Origin of the sequence: Candidatus Magnetominusculus xianensis (genome assembly GCA_001541255.1) — a bacterium.
Taxonomy (GTDB): Bacteria; Nitrospirota; Thermodesulfovibrionia; order Thermodesulfovibrionales; family Magnetobacteriaceae; genus Magnetominusculus; species Magnetominusculus xianensis.
In genome coordinates this window covers 1-14,597 of record LNQR01000004.1, presented here as the reverse complement: position 1 = coordinate 14,597, position 14,597 = coordinate 1, and the positions used below count along the sequence as shown (strand labels likewise).

Annotated in this window: 20 protein-coding genes; 10 read left to right on the top strand and 10 right to left on the bottom strand. The window is 42.7% G+C overall.

Annotation, left to right across the window (positions count from 1 at the left end; all coding sequences use genetic code 11):
• Nucleotides 1-9 precede the first annotated feature (9 nt).
• From ASN18_RS00750 to ASN18_RS00725, 6 genes are all read left to right on the top strand, one after another.
• Complete coding sequence (locus tag ASN18_RS00750; protein WP_085050688.1) at nucleotides 10-1,011, top strand: RnfABCDGE type electron transport complex subunit D; 1,002 nt, start codon at nucleotides 10-12, stop codon at nucleotides 1,009-1,011.
• The gene (locus ASN18_RS00745) at nucleotides 1,008-1,628 is read left to right on the top strand and encodes an RnfABCDGE type electron transport complex subunit G (RefSeq protein WP_085050687.1); all 621 of its coding nucleotides are present in this window, start codon (nucleotides 1,008-1,010) and stop codon (nucleotides 1,626-1,628) included. Before ASN18_RS00750 ends, ASN18_RS00745 begins: the two co-directional genes overlap by 4 nt.
• Nucleotides 1,615-2,259, top strand: a complete 645-nt coding sequence (gene rsxE, locus ASN18_RS00740) for an electron transport complex subunit RsxE (protein ID WP_085050686.1) — start codon at nucleotides 1,615-1,617, stop codon at nucleotides 2,257-2,259. The genes ASN18_RS00745 and rsxE overlap by 14 nt, the downstream gene beginning before the upstream one ends.
• A 30-nt stretch (nucleotides 2,260-2,289) precedes the next feature.
• Nucleotides 2,290-2,883 carry an electron transport complex protein RnfA gene (locus ASN18_RS00735; protein WP_236861404.1) on the top strand — a complete coding sequence of 198 codons (594 nt, stop codon included), beginning with the start codon at nucleotides 2,290-2,292 and terminating at the stop codon, nucleotides 2,881-2,883.
• 30 nt (nucleotides 2,884-2,913) lie between these two features.
• The gene (locus ASN18_RS00730) at nucleotides 2,914-4,071 is read left to right on the top strand and encodes a 4Fe-4S binding protein (RefSeq protein WP_085050685.1); all 1,158 of its coding nucleotides are present in this window, start codon (nucleotides 2,914-2,916) and stop codon (nucleotides 4,069-4,071) included.
• Nucleotides 4,072-4,249: 178 nt separating this feature from the next.
• Nucleotides 4,250-5,836: an ArnT family glycosyltransferase gene (locus tag ASN18_RS00725; protein WP_085050684.1), complete on the top strand. Its 1,587-nt coding sequence runs from the start codon at nucleotides 4,250-4,252 to the stop codon at nucleotides 5,834-5,836.
• Between the two features lie 85 nt (nucleotides 5,837-5,921).
• On the opposite strand, the gene ASN18_RS00720 is transcribed toward ASN18_RS00725, so the two are convergent.
• The 8 genes from ASN18_RS00720 to ASN18_RS00690 all read right to left on the bottom strand — a co-directional run bounded on the left by ASN18_RS00720 (nucleotide 5,922) and on the right by ASN18_RS00690 (nucleotide 11,730).
• Complete coding sequence (locus tag ASN18_RS00720) at nucleotides 5,922-6,398, bottom strand: hypothetical protein (RefSeq protein WP_085050683.1); 477 nt, start codon at nucleotides 6,396-6,398, stop codon at nucleotides 5,922-5,924.
• A gap of 51 nt (nucleotides 6,399-6,449) precedes the next feature.
• Nucleotides 6,450-7,649 (bottom strand): sulfite exporter TauE/SafE family protein, encoded by a 1,200-nt coding sequence (locus ASN18_RS00715; RefSeq protein WP_085050682.1) that lies wholly within the window; start codon nucleotides 7,647-7,649, stop codon nucleotides 6,450-6,452.
• A 26-nt stretch (nucleotides 7,650-7,675) separates the two neighbouring features.
• Complete coding sequence (locus ASN18_RS16965; RefSeq protein ID WP_157072751.1) at nucleotides 7,676-7,846, bottom strand: hypothetical protein; 171 nt, start codon at nucleotides 7,844-7,846, stop codon at nucleotides 7,676-7,678.
• Between the two features lie 263 nt (nucleotides 7,847-8,109).
• The gene (locus ASN18_RS00710; protein WP_085050681.1) at nucleotides 8,110-9,639 is read right to left on the bottom strand and encodes an ATP-binding protein; all 1,530 of its coding nucleotides are present in this window, start codon (nucleotides 9,637-9,639) and stop codon (nucleotides 8,110-8,112) included.
• A 137-nt stretch (nucleotides 9,640-9,776) separates the two neighbouring features.
• Nucleotides 9,777-10,217 carry a hypothetical protein gene (locus ASN18_RS00705; protein ID WP_085050680.1) on the bottom strand — a complete coding sequence of 147 codons (441 nt, stop codon included), beginning with the start codon at nucleotides 10,215-10,217 and terminating at the stop codon, nucleotides 9,777-9,779.
• A 320-nt stretch (nucleotides 10,218-10,537) separates the two neighbouring features.
• Nucleotides 10,538-10,939, bottom strand: a complete 402-nt coding sequence (locus tag ASN18_RS00700) for a putative toxin-antitoxin system toxin component, PIN family (RefSeq protein ID WP_085050679.1) — start codon at nucleotides 10,937-10,939, stop codon at nucleotides 10,538-10,540.
• Between the two features lie 9 nt (nucleotides 10,940-10,948).
• The gene (locus ASN18_RS00695) at nucleotides 10,949-11,254 is read right to left on the bottom strand and encodes an AbrB/MazE/SpoVT family DNA-binding domain-containing protein (protein WP_085050678.1); all 306 of its coding nucleotides are present in this window, start codon (nucleotides 11,252-11,254) and stop codon (nucleotides 10,949-10,951) included.
• Between the two features lie 284 nt (nucleotides 11,255-11,538).
• Nucleotides 11,539-11,730, bottom strand: coding sequence for a hypothetical protein (locus ASN18_RS00690; RefSeq protein ID WP_085050677.1), 192 nt, complete (start codon nucleotides 11,728-11,730; stop codon nucleotides 11,539-11,541).
• On the opposite strand from ASN18_RS00690, the gene ASN18_RS00685 reads away from it, so the two are divergent.
• The 4 genes from ASN18_RS00685 to ASN18_RS00675 all read left to right on the top strand — a co-directional run bounded on the left by ASN18_RS00685 (nucleotide 11,721) and on the right by ASN18_RS00675 (nucleotide 12,891).
• The gene (locus ASN18_RS00685) at nucleotides 11,721-12,233 is read left to right on the top strand and encodes a Uma2 family endonuclease (protein ID WP_085050676.1); all 513 of its coding nucleotides are present in this window, start codon (nucleotides 11,721-11,723) and stop codon (nucleotides 12,231-12,233) included. The two genes, ASN18_RS00690 and ASN18_RS00685, sit on opposite strands and share 10 nt — an antisense overlap.
• A complete protein-coding gene (locus ASN18_RS00680; protein ID WP_085050675.1) occupies nucleotides 12,211-12,411 on the top strand; it encodes a hypothetical protein in 201 nt (66 codons plus the stop codon). Before ASN18_RS00685 ends, ASN18_RS00680 begins: the two co-directional genes overlap by 23 nt.
• Nucleotides 12,412-12,477: 66 nt before the next feature.
• Nucleotides 12,478-12,621, top strand: a complete 144-nt coding sequence (locus ASN18_RS17870) for a hypothetical protein (protein WP_353740357.1) — start codon at nucleotides 12,478-12,480, stop codon at nucleotides 12,619-12,621.
• Nucleotides 12,622-12,654: 33 nt separating this feature from the next.
• Nucleotides 12,655-12,891 carry a DUF2442 domain-containing protein gene (locus tag ASN18_RS00675; RefSeq protein WP_085050674.1) on the top strand — a complete coding sequence of 79 codons (237 nt, stop codon included), beginning with the start codon at nucleotides 12,655-12,657 and terminating at the stop codon, nucleotides 12,889-12,891.
• Nucleotides 12,892-13,041: 150 nt separating this feature from the next.
• Here the strand turns inward: ASN18_RS00675 and ASN18_RS00670 are convergent, their stop codons facing one another.
• Both ASN18_RS00670 and ASN18_RS17730 read right to left on the bottom strand, forming a co-directional pair.
• Entirely contained in the window at nucleotides 13,042-13,818 is a 777-nt protein-coding gene (locus tag ASN18_RS00670; RefSeq protein WP_085050673.1) for a hypothetical protein, read from the bottom strand.
• Nucleotides 13,819-14,329: 511 nt separating this feature from the next.
• Complete coding sequence (locus ASN18_RS17730; RefSeq protein WP_306688465.1) at nucleotides 14,330-14,464, bottom strand: hypothetical protein; 135 nt, start codon at nucleotides 14,462-14,464, stop codon at nucleotides 14,330-14,332.
• Between the last annotated feature and the right edge of the window lie 133 nt (nucleotides 14,465-14,597).

The window sequence follows — 14,597 nt, the reverse complement described above, 5'->3', positions numbered from 1 at the left end:
GAAAATATAATGGAACAGAACAAGCAGGGATTAATAGTTTCGGTAAGCCCTCACATAAGCAGTGAGGAGACTGTACCGAGGATAATGTGGACGGTGAGTATCAGCCTGCTGCCTGCCCTTGTGATGGGGATATATTATTTCGGCCCAAAGGCAGTTTATGTTACCGCCCTGTGTATAATCGGCTCGATGGCAAGCGAGTGGTTTGTGCAGAAACTTGCTGGGAAGGAGATAACCTTAGCCGATGGAAGCGCGTTTCTCACAGGCATCCTGCTGGGACTTAACATGCCTTCGACAGTGCCTTTTTATATACCTCTGGTGTCGGCGTTTGTAGCTGTAGGAATAACGAAGCAGCTCTTTGGCGGTCTTGGTTATAATATATTTAATCCGGCCTTGATTGGGCGCGCCTTTGCCCTGATAACATGGACTCGTGCCATGACTACATGGGCGGTTCCTGATGCGGCGTTTGTGGCAATAAATGCAAAGACAACAGCGACACCTCTTGGAATTCTCAAAGAAGAAGGTATGGGGAAACTGCTTGAGGTATTTGGAGATAAGTTAAGTTTATATAAGGAACTTCTCATAGGGCACAGGGCAGGCTCACTTGGTGAGACTTCCATGATAGCCATACTGATAGGGGCGGCGTTTTTGGTATATCGCCGGTACATATCTCTGCGGATTCCTCTGTCATTTCTTGCAACTGTGGCAGTGGGCGCATGGATTTTTGGCGGTAAGACAGGGTACTTCACAGGGGACCCTATTATACACCTCCTGAGCGGCGGTCTGATGCTTGGGGCGTTTTACATGGCGACGGATTATGTAACTTGCCCAACAGTGAAGTCAGGTCAGATATTGTTTGGAATTGGGTGCGGGTTTTTAACTATACTAATAAGATTAAAAGCTGGTTACCCGGAAGGCGTGATGTTTGCTATATTAATAATGAACTGTTTCGCACCGCTTATCGACAGAAACTGCAGGACATCGGTCTTTGGGGCTAAGAAAGAGAAGAAATGACTACAAAAGAAATCATAAAGATAACTGTCAATCTACTCGTGATATATGTAGCTGGCGGGGTGTTGCTTGCATCCATATACGCCTATACGTCTCCAATAATATTCAAGGAGAGCGAAAAGGAAAAGAAAGAGGCGTTGCAGAAAATGATACCAGAGGCTGATAAAATAGAGAAACTTGGTGACTGGCACCCACATGAAAAACATGCTGAGTACTTTGCAGCAAAAAAAGACGGTCAGGTTCTGGGCTATATAGTGCAGGTCTTTGGCAAGGGCTACTCCAGTTACATAAATATACTGTTTGCCGTAAATAAGGAACTGATTGTACAGAAGGTTGATATATTAAGCCAGGCCGAGACCCCTGGGCTTGGTGATGAGATAACCGCACCGTCGTTTACCGGGCAGTTTGTGGGCAAGGACACCGAACACCTGAAGGTAAAGAAAGAGGAGACAAAGGAGTATGTACAGTCAATAACCGGTGCAACTATATCCTCGAGGGCAGTTACAGAGGACGGGATAAAAAACGGCATTATATTCTTAGATAAGGCCCTCAAAGGGGGCAGTTCACCCTCGAATAATGGGGAGAAACAAGAAGGAGAGAAACCGCATGGAAGCCGATAATCCACAAAAAATAGATTACTGGAAAGTTACCCTAAGCGGTATATTCAAGGAAAACGCAATATTCCGCCTGGCCATCAGTTTGTGTCCTGCTATAGCCGTAACGACTGGTCTGAGAACGGGTGTGTTGATGGGTGTTGCTGTCGTGTTTGTAAATGTGATGGTAAACATAACTGTGTCGGCAATAAGGGCGTTCATACATCCGAGAATAAGGATGCCGATATTTATGCTGATAATATCCGGCTGGGTGACTGTTGCTGATTTATCGATGGCGGCATTTGCGCGAGAGGCATATAAGCAGATGGGCCTCTATATACAACTGATAGTGGCGTTTGCGTCGATATTTACAAGGGCTGAGATATTTGCAAGTAAAAATAAGATAGTACCGTCGTTTTTTGACGGCATAGGGATGGGCGTAGGGTTTATGTTTGCCCTTATAGTGATTAGTTTCTTTAGGGAGCTACTGGGAAAGGGTGCGTTATGGGGTGTTTCCATAATAGGGGCGAAGCCGCTTTTGATAATGCTTCTGCCAACCGGTGGATTTATAGCAACCGGCATATTGATGGGATTCTTTAACTGGATAGACATAAGATTTTACGGCGGCAAAGGTGCTGGCGGGGCATCTGGTCATTAACGTGTGGCCTTATGTTAAGGAGGAGATGATATGGAAAAAGAGCTGACAAAACTATTTGAGATTTTTATTGCGTCTTCGCTGATAAATAATTTTGTATTTACCAGGTTTTTGGGGCTTTGCATATTTTTCGGTGTTACAAAGAAGGTTGAGACTGCTGTTGGGATGAGCATAACTTTTACGGCGGTTATGATGATATCTGCTGCCCTGAGCTGGGTGATATTTAATTTTATAATGGTACCGCTTGACCTGACGTTTCTGAAGATAGTGATATTCATAGGTGTAATAGCAGCGTTTGTGCAGAGTTCGGATACGATAATGAGAAAGGTAAGCCCAGGGCTTTACTATAAGTTAGGGGTGTATTTGGCCCTGATATCGACAAACTGCATAATACTGGCCGTGCCGCTTATAAACGCCGGTGAGCACTATACGTTTCTTGAGGGAATTACACTGGGACTGGGTTCGGGGCTTGGGTTTGCGCTGGCACTGGTGATAATGGCAAGTATAAGAGAGAAGATAGAGATTGCAGACGTGCCGCTGCCATTCAAAGGGCTTCCAATATCCTTTGTTACAACGGGGCTTATAGCGCTTGCCTTTACGGGATTTGCCGGAATAATAACATCATGATAATAACGTCATAAGGATATAGTAATAATAATGTATAACTTAGATATAAACATAGCGCACGAGATATTAAACTGGCTAATAGGCTTAGTTGGTCATATACCGCTGCCACTAGCAGGCGTAGGGGGCGGGATAGAGGCAAAAGAGTCAGTTGATATAGCTGCGACAATAAAGTTCACGCTGGTGTTTATCGCAGGTGTAGGGGCGATATTTGGATTTGGGCTGGCGTTTGCGGCGAAGAAGTTTTCTGTACAGATGGACCCACGTATAGAGCAGGTGCGAGATGTTCTGGCAGGGGCGCAGTGCGGTGCATGTGGATTTGCAGGATGTCAGCAGTATGCCGAGGCGGTGGTGGCTAATGCAGAGGTGAAACCCTCACTTTGCACACCGGCAGGGAAACACGCCGCTGAAATCATATCTGCGCTAACCGGTAAGAAGGCTGTGGCGATGGAACCAGTATACTCAAGGATAATGTGTCAGGGGGACTGTAAAAAATCAATAAAGAAGTTTAAATACGAAGGCGTAAGAGACTGCCGCGCTGCGGTGCTGGCCGGTGGCGGGGACAAATCCTGTGCGTATGGGTGTCTGGGGTATGGGACATGCGCATCAGTATGTCCATTTGATGCCATTCATATGAACGAGTTTGACCTTCCGGTGGTGGATATAAAGAAATGCACAGGGTGCAGGAAGTGTGCAGAGGCGTGTCCGAAGAAGGTGATAGAGATATTGCCAGGCTCAAAGGGTGTGCTTGTTGCATGTCATTCTAAGGATAAGGGAGCTGCAACACGAAAGAACTGTCAGGTAGGGTGCATAGCCTGCGGAATGTGCGTCAAGGTATGCCCGTTTGAGGCCCCGTCAATTACTGATAACGTATCAAAAATAAACCTCGACAAATGCCGTATGTGTGGACTATGTGCGACGAAGTGCCCGACACACGCCATAGTTGACATGCTCCTTCCAAGGGGGAAGGCCGTCATAACAGAGAGTAAGTGTATAGGCTGTAATATGTGCATGAAGGTGTGCCCTGTAAATGCAGCATCAGGGGAGCTGAAAAAGCCGCACACCATAGATGCAGCAAGGTGTATAGGCTGTGGAATCTGTGTAGCAAAATGCCCCAAACAGGCCATAGACGGTACATTCAACGCCCAGGAAGTATTCGAGAAAGCCGCGCAGAAAAAGCAGTCAGCCTGATCTCACACCTGTGCAATTGTCACAACAAGTAAGTTAAGGTAAACCTGTACACATCAAATGCTACCCTGTCTCTCCGTTCACCACAAGTTATGCCCTAATGCTTTAGCCTGAGAATTTGACAAAACCACCAACAAAGTCATAATATTTATTCGTGGCTGAACTACCAGGATTCTCTGATATGACAGGTTCAATTAAACCATCAGGGTTAGCTAAACTCAAAGAAGGCACAGTTGTGTTGTTGCTTTGTGTGCTTTTGACGGGTGCTTATTCTTTAGGCAGCTATATTTATTTTAAGACGGCAGGGATTGAGTTAAGCGATAGCGCACGATTTGGCTGGGATACATGGGAATACCAGTCGATGGCCGCTAATTTTGCCGCCGGACATGGCCTGAAATTCGGTGGTATTGAGGAGTTTGGTTTTTATAAATTCACTCAGACTGGGGATCAGGTCTTTGGCGATGCCGGATTAAAGGGCTATGAAAGTTTTCTTGAACTCGGAAGCCGCGGCGGTAGTTATAATTTCTACAGGACACCGGGTTATCCGGTATTCCTCGGCATACTGTATAAGATATTTGGTGTATCGCCCAAGGTTGCAAGGGTTTCACAGGTATTTCTTGTGATTGTGATTGCTGCATTTTTGCCTTATGTTGGATTTGTCTACTGGCGGCTCAAAGGTTTTGCCGCAGGGGTCGTCTCAGGTAGTATCTTGATGAGTACGTATGTGTATATTCACAATATGCAGGACGAGCTTTTAACTGAACCGCTTATTATGTTCTCAGCCTTTCTCTGCGTACTTATGTTTATTTTATGGGAAAGGAAAAAGACTGCTGCTGCCTCTGCCACACTTGGCGTTGTTATGGGGGCAGGAATTCTGGTTAAGGGTTCCCTTATTTTCACGCCGTTTTTGACAGGTCTTTATTTCTTGTACTTGACTATGCGTAAACGGATCGACCCTTCCCGGGTTGTGGCCTTCGTATTGGGTGTGGCGTTTGTTATACTCTCGTGGTCGATATTTGCCAGCGTAAAAGAGGGAAGGCCAATCTTTATCTCCACCGAAGGCGGGCAGCTCCTGCTTGAGTCCAACAGCGCTGTCTCAAAGGACGGCACATGGCACGCCAAGCCCCTTGACACGTTTTATGAAAGGCCGGAAATTAAACAATTATCAGGACCGGTTAAAGTTATCATGTATTATCTGAACCACAGGGAACTCCTGCCATCAATATTTATCAATAAGATAAACGCTGGCTTTAACGGCTTCTTATTTTTCAAAACTGCCGTGCTGTTTCTCCTTTATACGATGACTATTAATACCCTTAATTTCTTTGACAGTGAAAACAAACTTAATCTTGTTAAATATATTTTATCAGTTATCATGGCACTCTATCTGGTATGGACGGTGTTTACTGTCTGCGTGGTAGTGTTTAAGTTGAATTTACCCCCAGTGGCAGCAATGGTGTTTGCGAACATTATTAAACTCATGCCTAGTGCCACACTTCTTATATATATTTTTATCGTATATTTCTGCGTGTCTTACGCATTTACCAAAAGTGTAAACATCGAGGTCCCTGCGTCATTTGCAATATTGTTTCTGAATTTCTTCCTGATAACTATAATCTTCTACGGACATCCAAGACATGTCAAGGTCATAGATTTTATATTTATCCTGATGGCAATGCAGGCAGTCTTCAGTGTTGTCTCGTGGCTCTACGGGGTTGCCTGTCAATCGCGGCTTGGGGTTGATGATGGCAGCTCTGCAGGCAGTTGATCTTCTTATTAATAAACGGGCCGCCGACTAAGAATCTGTCTATTCTCATCGGCGGCCCGTTAAGCAGATATTCTGGCGGCTTGACTTATATTACCAGCACCACGTTACAGCTTTTGAGTGGGTTGTTGTTGGTCTTTTCGATTCTATAGTCATTTTCATCGTTATATGCAATATGGGTCATGTTATTAGTTGGCATCGGTACCACTATTATCGTATTAATGCCATGTGCTTCAGCCTTTATTTCCTCTATGACGTCATCTATTGCTCCGATGCCTTTGTCAAACACTGCCTCTATTGCACTGGTTTTACAAAACCCTTTTACACTATCGAAAAATGCCTCCGCTTCTCTCTCTGCCTGTGCCTGTATTTTGCCGTGTACGCCGAATTCATACATAGAGAGGGCTGTCCTTTCAGAGATGCCGAACTCTGGCACTACCGCCTTTATGTTGAGAACTGAGTCCAGCATCTTTGCTGCGTCACTTCCATATGTTATTGACTCTTTGTAAGTGAAACCCGGATATACTATCACTGTTACCTTGCCTTTGCTCTGATTTTCGCTCATTTCATAATCCTCATTCAATCTCTCAGGTTTCACATTAATCTCTGAGCAGCCTTATACTTCCTGCCCGATTGCCTTGCTCTCTTGGGCAAGTTTCCTTTCCATAGCTATACCTTGTACCATCTGAACTATGATTATCAGGCTTAACGCACATGCTGAACCCAGCATCAGGTATCCTGAGTAGCTGTTCCATGACCTCTCAAGGGCAAATGCCGCCTGCATCGCATCAGACTGTGTAGCTATCCATGTCTTTACTGCTGCCTTGTTTAACACTATCCAGTCTTTTATCTCGACTTTCGCCTGTAAACCAGTCGTTGAACTTACCCATTTCATGAGCATAGGCTCATAGTCGTTCTTATAGCTGGCGGCAACATGCTTGAAAATAACTGACACACCGGCAAGCAGCATTGTTACTGAGAAGTACAGCCTGATTATAAGACCCTTTACGTATTTGGTTGCCGTTGTTCCAAACTGTGCGCCAACTGCCGCTCCGACGAGCATTACAACCGCCGCTACCAGCTCTACTCTTGCCTTCATTGCATAGGTGAATGCGCCGTATGCACCTGAGATCATTACCTCAAAAAGGTCTGTGCCAACCGCCACTGTTGTTGAGCAGCCGATAAGATATATCAACGAAGGCATTCTGATGAAACCACCACCTACGCCTAAAAATCCGGCCAGAAATCCTGTAAACCCTGCCACGCCGCCTATTACCCATAACGATACGGTTATGCCTGACGTCTTCAGATGTACCATCGGCCATAGTTGAAGACTGTGCATCTTCTTAGCAAGTGATGACACTCCGGCGTCTTTTATTTCGCCGCCTTGAGATTTGCTTTTACTGTTAAGTTTGAAATACTCCTGCAACATATAAGCACCGAGACCAAACAGCAGTACCATATATGTTATCCTGACAATAGGTCCAACCCGTCCGATTTTCTCCAGGTACATAATCAGTGTTGCCCCGAGTTCTATCCCTATTGCCGTAAATACCACCATAATCAAGCCCAGCTTAAGGTCAACATTACCCAGCTTCCGGTGCTTCATTGTGGCCACTATAGACTTCCCTGCTATGTGGGCCATGTCCGTGCCTATTGCATATGCCATTGGAAATCCGAATACGTTCAATGCCGGTGTTACCATAAATGCCCCGCCTACTCCAAAAAAACCACCTATAACGCCTACTGTCAACCCTAACAGCACCAACTGCCATGCCATTATCTCTACACCTGCGATTGGTAAGTATAGCTCCATCTGTTTACTCCTCCTTCAGCCCCTGTTTAGTGGTGTATTTCTATCTTGTTTGTCTTAATGCCGAGTAGCTTGAAAAATAACTCGATTGTTGAACCTATCACTAAGCCTATGCCTGACATCGTTACTACTGTTAGGATTGCAAATGCTGTGTGGTCTGTCTTGTTTAGCTCGGTTATCCATGCAAATAAGTTTTCCATTGTGTCACCTCCTTTTGTCTTTCCAGTTTTATTTGTTGTATGCTACTGAGCGTATCGCTTTATGCAGGTATATATCTCAAGAACTATGCCAGCCATAATATCTATATATATCACGTAGTTATCATAGTCTCATCGTATAAGGTGCAATGATTTATTGCAGATAGAACTGTGACAATTATATTCATATCACCAATATACTATGGAATGGCTGATGCTGGCGGTTATTTAGTAGTGAAAGAAACGGTTTGATTGCATGCAATAAATTACTGCACTGGAAGAAGGATTTTCACAGTAGTGCCCCCTTCAGGACGGGAATCGCTCACCACGGTGATTGTACCATTATGGCGTTCTATTGCGGTCATAGCGATAGTAAGGCCAAGTCCGGCTGCCTCTTCGACTGTTGTAAAGAATGGGTCGAAAATCTTCCCGATGATGTCCTCAGAGATACCTGGCCCGGTGTCAGAGATATATATGGCAGCGTTAGTGTCCTCGACAGTGCCGGTTACTGTAACTTTTCCACCATAAGGGGTAAAGCGCAAGGCATTAACAATGACATTGATGATTGAAAGGCGGATAAGCAGGGTGTCAGTAGGGAGTTTATCTGGAAGCTCCACAATGTTTGACGAGATAGACACACCGGGTGAGGTATTCGATGCAGCAGAGCTTATCGACTCCAGGATCAGATACTTAATGGGGGTTTGTGTTATATTTAACGGCTTATTTTTTATCATGTCGAGGATTTCTATTGACATAGCCCGAAGGGTGGAGTTTTTCGCGGTGATTTCAGATTGTTTTTGCAAGAGTGTCTGCTCAGCAAGTGTGATTTTTTTGGTCTTCTCCTTCAGGTTAAAGTTGAGTTTGGAGACAATACGGTTATAGGCGCCGATGAAGGACTTAACCTCATTTGGGGCATCGGTCTTTACGATATGGGTGAAAGAGCTATCGCTTATCTTGTCAAAGGCGTGTTCCATTTCCCTCATTACCCGTATCATGTTCTGTGAGACCATGTAGGCGATTGCAATAGTGCTGAAGATGATAAACAGGGCGGCGTAGAGGAATGCCCTCTCGCCGTTTATCATGATGGTGTTGACGTAGGAGCGTTCTTTGACAGAAAACCCTATAGTATATTTTTCAATTTCTCTGGCGTAGTTTCTCATTAGTTGCAGCGTATTGGTTAACACGGTGTCATTATTGACGATTTCTTTAAAAGTCACTATGTATAAACCGGCATCTTGTTTAATCTCTGGTGCTGAATCGATTAATAATTTAGAAATATCATAGACTTCATCTATAGCCTTTTTTTCCTTGTATAGTAAATAGTTTTTTTCGTATTTCCTGAGTATAAGCGCCATATATTTATTGGATGATTTATTTTCAATTGCTCTGCCAAAAGGCCGAATCTCCTCGATGAGCTGTTGTCTTTTGTCTATCGCTGCGACGAGCGTTTCAAAAATTTCCTCATAGAGGTCGATGTTTTTCATAAGATTAAAATAGTAGCCTGTATTCGTTCTAAGGACGATTTCGTTTTCTATGGATTTGACTTTAGACCTAAGAGTACTGATAGTGTCGTGAAATAGTTTAAGATTTTCTTTTTCTTCGATTAATAAGAGGATATTTTTTTCATATCGCCTAAGCTCAAGCAAGAGCAGGTTTATGTCATCGACCCACTCGATAACACTGAACCGTTGGTATATCTTATTGACGTTTCTGAGCTCAACATAAATCAGAGCCAAAGAGATGGCTATGGGGAAAATCATGTTGATAATAATTCTCTGCCAAAGTTTTAATCCCATACCGATTGTACAAAATAACTTACTTTGGCCGATTATGTCAAATGCAGTAAAGCCGTGTGTGAAAATGGGGTGAGGCGGCGCTGCCGGTAAAGAAGCAGAGAAGCAGAGAAGTCCGGCAGCGCTCTATCCTTGCTGAATTAATCCAGCACTAACACCACCGCGCACTCTGAGGCAGGAGCTAAGGCTTTCTTTCCCGATGAGACTACCTTTGTGAGCGTCTTTGACGGTGTCGGCACTACTATAAGCTCTACGTTATGGTTGTTCTGCCTGACATGGTCGATGACATCCTCGATGGTGCCCCTGTAAACGCTGAATCCGGAGGTGATTTCCTTAGTTATGCAATAGTCTTTTACCACATCGAAGAACTTTCTCGAGTCTCTTTCAACGCTATCTGTCAGGCTGTTTAGCGGGCCGAATTCGTACATGCTGATGGCGGTCATTTCAGATGTACTGAATTCGGGGATGATTCCAATTAATGACAGTGTCGAGCCGGTTTCGCTTGCCCTTTTACTGGCGTATGCGATAGATTCCTTGTAGTTGAGTCCTGGATATACGATAGCTGCTATTTCTTTACTCATAACGTCCTCCCTGTGGATATTGATTGTTTTCATCTCTTGGTTTATATAAATCAAAAACCATGCCAAATGATTAAACGGCTTAAAACCTTAAAACATGACCACCTGGCCGAGCAATGCGGTGCAATGATTTATTGCTCTATGTAGCCGTTTATTGCACCAGAGACCACAAACCCCGCGACAGCAGGCGTGTCTTTAGGAGACTCCCCGATATTTGCTGTTTTCCTTGCATGCAATGGTTTCTTGCAGATAAGAATGGGGAAGGCGGGCATGTATCTTTTGAATTTGACGAAAGTGAGTAATATACAGGAAGTCCCTGTTTTTTATAAAACCATTAAGTCTAAAAATTCTCTTGGGCTTACAATCCTAACCCCCTTGTATTCATCGAAAGGAAAATGTTTTTTATTTCCTGTAATAATTACATCGGCTTTAGCCGACAGAGCTGTGGCGAGGTAAATTTCATCATCCATGTCTATCAGATTAAAAGATTGTTCCAGTGGTTCAACTATAGTAGCCACTTTTAAAAAGATGGGAATAATTTCATTAAATTTCTCTGTGGCTTTTACATTTAGCTCAAACCGTGAAATTATTCTATAGTATTCTGTAATAATTTTATGAGAAAGAAACAGACTGTGTTTTAAAAGAACCTCATCAATTAAATCACGGCAAGTACCGGCGTTAAGCCCAGCGGAAATAAGAATATTGCAATCAAGAATAACCCTCATTGAAGATATTTAAGAAGTGGATGGAATCTTTTCTTCAGCTTCTTTCCTTCTTTCTTCTCTGACTTCTCTAATTTTTCTATTGACGATTTCCATGACTTCATCTTCCGGCAAATCAGCATAAGGATTATCGGAGAGCTTCTCATAAATTACGTACAGCTCCTTAAGAACTTGTTTTCTTTTAAGTTCTACAGGCCGGAAGATAAAGCCTCCCTCGCTTTCAACAACCTCTAATAAATCTCCCTCGTGTACATCAAACCTCTTTCTAAACTTTACAGGCAGGGTTATTTGGAAGTTTCTGTTTACTTTCCGTAGCACGGAGACCTCCTATTCTATAGTAATATTTTAAAATACAATAATAGTATAGCAGATGGTATACTAAAAAGACAAAGAACATCAAAGCACCATGTACAATTGCTTATGTGACATTGGGCAACTCACAATGTTGACACAAGGATGGTGATACAACTTAGTCATGGAAACTACCATAACTGATTTAGATTTAACGGAAATCATTAACGGAGAGGAAATTATGGGGCCAAGTCCATTTGGAAGGCAGCAGGACGCTGCAGCTAACTTGGTTGATATAATGCGTCAGTATGTCAGAAAAAATCATTTGGGAAATTTGACGCCGGATTGAACGGCATGTCAGGGTCGTGGACTTCGTCGAATATGCCATTTATTACATCGAAGAGCGGCTCAAATCTCTGGTCTTTTTCAAACGTGAATAATATATAGGAAGTGTCCTGTTTTTGCCCTTTAAGGATATGATATACTATACAGTATGGAAACATTAGAAAGAGATTTTGACTTAACTGAGATCATCAATGGAGAGAAAGTGATGGGGCCTAGTCCATTTAGAAAACACCAGCGAATCGCGGTGAAAATTTTCAGGCAATTAGATAGATTTGTTGAACAAAATCAACTTGGATTTGCATATTTTTCTCCACTTGATATTATATTTGAAGAGGGGGAAAACAGGCTCCAACCAGATATATTTTTTGTGAGAAATGACAACGCAGACATAGAGCAGGACTGGATTAGGGGTGTGCCGGACATGGTGTGTGAGATAATTTCTCAAAGCACTTATGAAATGGATACTGCCGTCAAGAGGGCAATCTATGAGAGATACAGAGTACCGGAGTATTGGATAATCAAGCCTGAATCTATGACCGTCGAGATTCTAACCATCGAAGCCGACAAGTACAAGCTGCATTCCTTTGCGACACTTGATGGAGCTGCTACATCTAAAGTGATAGAAGGGTTTCAACTCAATGTCAGTGATATATTCGCGTAGAATACAGGTAATAGAAGAAGACGGTAAGCCTGTTGCCGTAATAATGGACTATAATGAATACCTAAAATATAAAGAAATCGAAGATGACAGAGATGACTATTATTCCGCAGTTGAAACTAAGTTAAAGAACAAGGAGTGGGTAAATCATAAGGATTTAAAAACTAAGTTAGGCATATAAGATAGCATTCAAGTTTGTTTTGGCTATAGTATTAATCAAACTGTTCGCTATCAGGGGTATGAAGCAGTGTTTTCAATATCGGACGGGGCATTGGGAGCATTGACGGAAGGGCAATTACCGTTAGGTAAGACGCGTCTGGTACAGGCGTGGATAAGAGATACACAAAGAGGAACTACTGGCAGACTGGGAACTTGCCTCTACGGGTCATGAAATATTCGAAATAGAGCCTTTAAGGTAATTTATATGAATCCAAGAGTCAAAGAAGTTTACTCAAATAATGATTATACATTAATAATCATATTTGACAACGATGAGATGGGAATATTTGACGTCACACCTTATTTGGATAAAGGAATTTTCACACAGTTGAGAGACCGTAGTATATTCAATTCCGCTAAAGTTTTTTTAGGAACTGTCCAATGGGCCAATGGTTTGGATTTTTGCCCGGATACAATATATTTAGAAAGTAAAAAGCAATAGATTAGATTAAATATGACCTTCGTAAAGTGAGATAAGAAATAGAATTGTCCAAATTAATTGAGTGGAATCCGTTACAATACTGGACGAGAAGGCCGGTAATGCAAAGAAAACCATCATTGGAAGTGTCCCAGTTTTTGGGGCCAATTGGTGTCAGTCATCTTTATTGCGACGAATTCGCATCAGATGCTTGAGCAACAGTTCCACAATCTTAGTGAATGACTCATCCTTGAGTCTTTCATCATTCCTTAACTGTAATGCACCGACGATAGTTATCGATAAGATGGTGCCGATTATGACTACTGGAACCATAAATGGCGATATGAATTTCGCAAAAGACAGCATAACAGTTGAAATTATGACGAAAGCAAAAAGATAAAACGACCCGGATAACCAAGGATTGTTGCCTATTTTATCTTTAATTATTTTCTCTATTTCATTATGTTGTTTTAATAGCGTATCCTGAAGTAGTGCTTCCTCTCTCAGTATATCAATAATCTGTTCAAAGTTATTTTTCATAGTAGTAGCCGAGGCATTATCCAATTCGTTAACAAGAGAAGCCAATATTCTACGAGTTGTCCCATCATGAAAATTAGCTTTAATAAGGCATTTTTTATATCCGTTTATTGCACCCCTAAGACCCCCAGGTATTTTTCTTATTTGACCATCAGCAACCATATTTGAAAGTAAGGTTGTATAGCACCCCAGCTCAAACCATGCAAATACCTGTGATCCAAATGACTTTAATGCTTCATTTACATGCTTATGTATATCGTCTGAGTTGAGCGTGGTTATGTGTTCCCAGTTTAGGCCAAGAACGGATACAAACTCACGAACATCTTTTTCAAATACATCAAATTTACATTTATTCCACATTGTGAAGCGAAGAGCAGCCTCCAGCGAATCTGTATAAGACATGTGTTGTTCCATCTATATTCCCCTTATAGTTTATTTGCTATATGTGTCTCGGTTCACCGGGAGTACAACACAGGGGGCATGCTGCTTTGCAGGTTTTGGTGATGTACATGTCCATCAGACAGCCCACCCATTTAGCTTCTCCTCCATGTTATAAACTAACTATAGTACAGCTATTAAAGCAATTTTCATGCCAGTATTTATTGTCTGCAAGTACCTGTTTATACACAATATTTATTTTCAGAGTAACATGGTAGATAGGAATTTATACCCATTTATATGGAATTGGATTCCATTAAATCTCTTGGGTTGTATCCCCGACATAACTTATAGTTTAGATGCCATGCTGTTTGCGGCTGAAAGCTTCATTGCTATTCGGAATAGACTGGGGCGTGCAGCTAAACCAACTCTAAAATTTACGTCCCGCACATATACTTATACGTACACAGCGGGCATGTATCCTTTGAATTTGACGTCGGATTAAACGGTATATCAGGGTCGTGGATTTCGTCGAGTATGCCATTTATTACATCGAGGAGCGGCTCAAATCTCTGGCCTTCTTCAGCGGTATCTCTGCCTTTTCATCTATGTAGGTGCGCCCCAGTTGGATGAATACGCCGTTGAGGTCTGCCGGGTTGATACCAGTATTAAGCGAGTACAATAACAAATAAAACGGCATTTAACAGGAAAAACAGGGACAGCGACAATACTGTCCGGTATAGAAATTGCTTGGCGGAATAATACGCGGCAATGAGGGATATCGAGATTTTAATGTAACCTAACGGGTGATGTCT

Excerpts from the sequence above, each read along its gene's own strand:
- ASN18_RS00730 (WP_085050685.1), top strand. The coding sequence starts at position 2,914 with ATGTATAACTTAGATATAAACATAGCGCACGAGATATTAAACTGGCTA.
- ASN18_RS00715 (WP_085050682.1), bottom strand. The coding sequence starts at position 7,649 with ATGGAGCTATACTTACCAATCGCAGGTGTAGAGATAATGGCATGGCAG.
- ASN18_RS00680 (WP_085050675.1), top strand. The coding sequence starts at position 12,211 with ATGTCAGTGATATATTCGCGTAGAATACAGGTAATAGAAGAAGACGGT.
- rsxE (WP_085050686.1), top strand. The coding sequence starts at position 1,615 with ATGGAAGCCGATAATCCACAAAAAATAGATTACTGGAAAGTTACCCTA.
- ASN18_RS00670 (WP_085050673.1), bottom strand. The coding sequence starts at position 13,818 with ATGGAACAACACATGTCTTATACAGATTCGCTGGAGGCTGCTCTTCGC.
- ASN18_RS00725 (WP_085050684.1), top strand. The coding sequence starts at position 4,250 with ATGACAGGTTCAATTAAACCATCAGGGTTAGCTAAACTCAAAGAAGGC.
- ASN18_RS00720 (WP_085050683.1), bottom strand. The coding sequence starts at position 6,398 with ATGAGCGAAAATCAGAGCAAAGGCAAGGTAACAGTGATAGTATATCCG.
- ASN18_RS00675 (WP_085050674.1), top strand. The coding sequence starts at position 12,655 with ATGAATCCAAGAGTCAAAGAAGTTTACTCAAATAATGATTATACATTA.
- ASN18_RS00685 (WP_085050676.1), top strand. The coding sequence starts at position 11,721 with ATGGAAACATTAGAAAGAGATTTTGACTTAACTGAGATCATCAATGGA.
- ASN18_RS00705 (WP_085050680.1), bottom strand. The coding sequence starts at position 10,217 with ATGAGTAAAGAAATAGCAGCTATCGTATATCCAGGACTCAACTACAAG.
- ASN18_RS16965 (WP_157072751.1), bottom strand. The coding sequence starts at position 7,846 with ATGGAAAACTTATTTGCATGGATAACCGAGCTAAACAAGACAGACCAC.
- ASN18_RS00735 (WP_236861404.1), top strand. The coding sequence starts at position 2,290 with ATGGAAAAAGAGCTGACAAAACTATTTGAGATTTTTATTGCGTCTTCG.
- ASN18_RS00700 (WP_085050679.1), bottom strand. The coding sequence starts at position 10,939 with ATGAGGGTTATTCTTGATTGCAATATTCTTATTTCCGCTGGGCTTAAC.
- ASN18_RS00750 (WP_085050688.1), top strand. The coding sequence starts at position 10 with ATGGAACAGAACAAGCAGGGATTAATAGTTTCGGTAAGCCCTCACATA.
- ASN18_RS00710 (WP_085050681.1), bottom strand. The coding sequence starts at position 9,639 with ATGGGATTAAAACTTTGGCAGAGAATTATTATCAACATGATTTTCCCC.
- ASN18_RS00745 (WP_085050687.1), top strand. The coding sequence starts at position 1,008 with ATGACTACAAAAGAAATCATAAAGATAACTGTCAATCTACTCGTGATA.
- ASN18_RS00690 (WP_085050677.1), bottom strand. The coding sequence starts at position 11,730 with ATGTTTCCATACTGTATAGTATATCATATCCTTAAAGGGCAAAAACAG.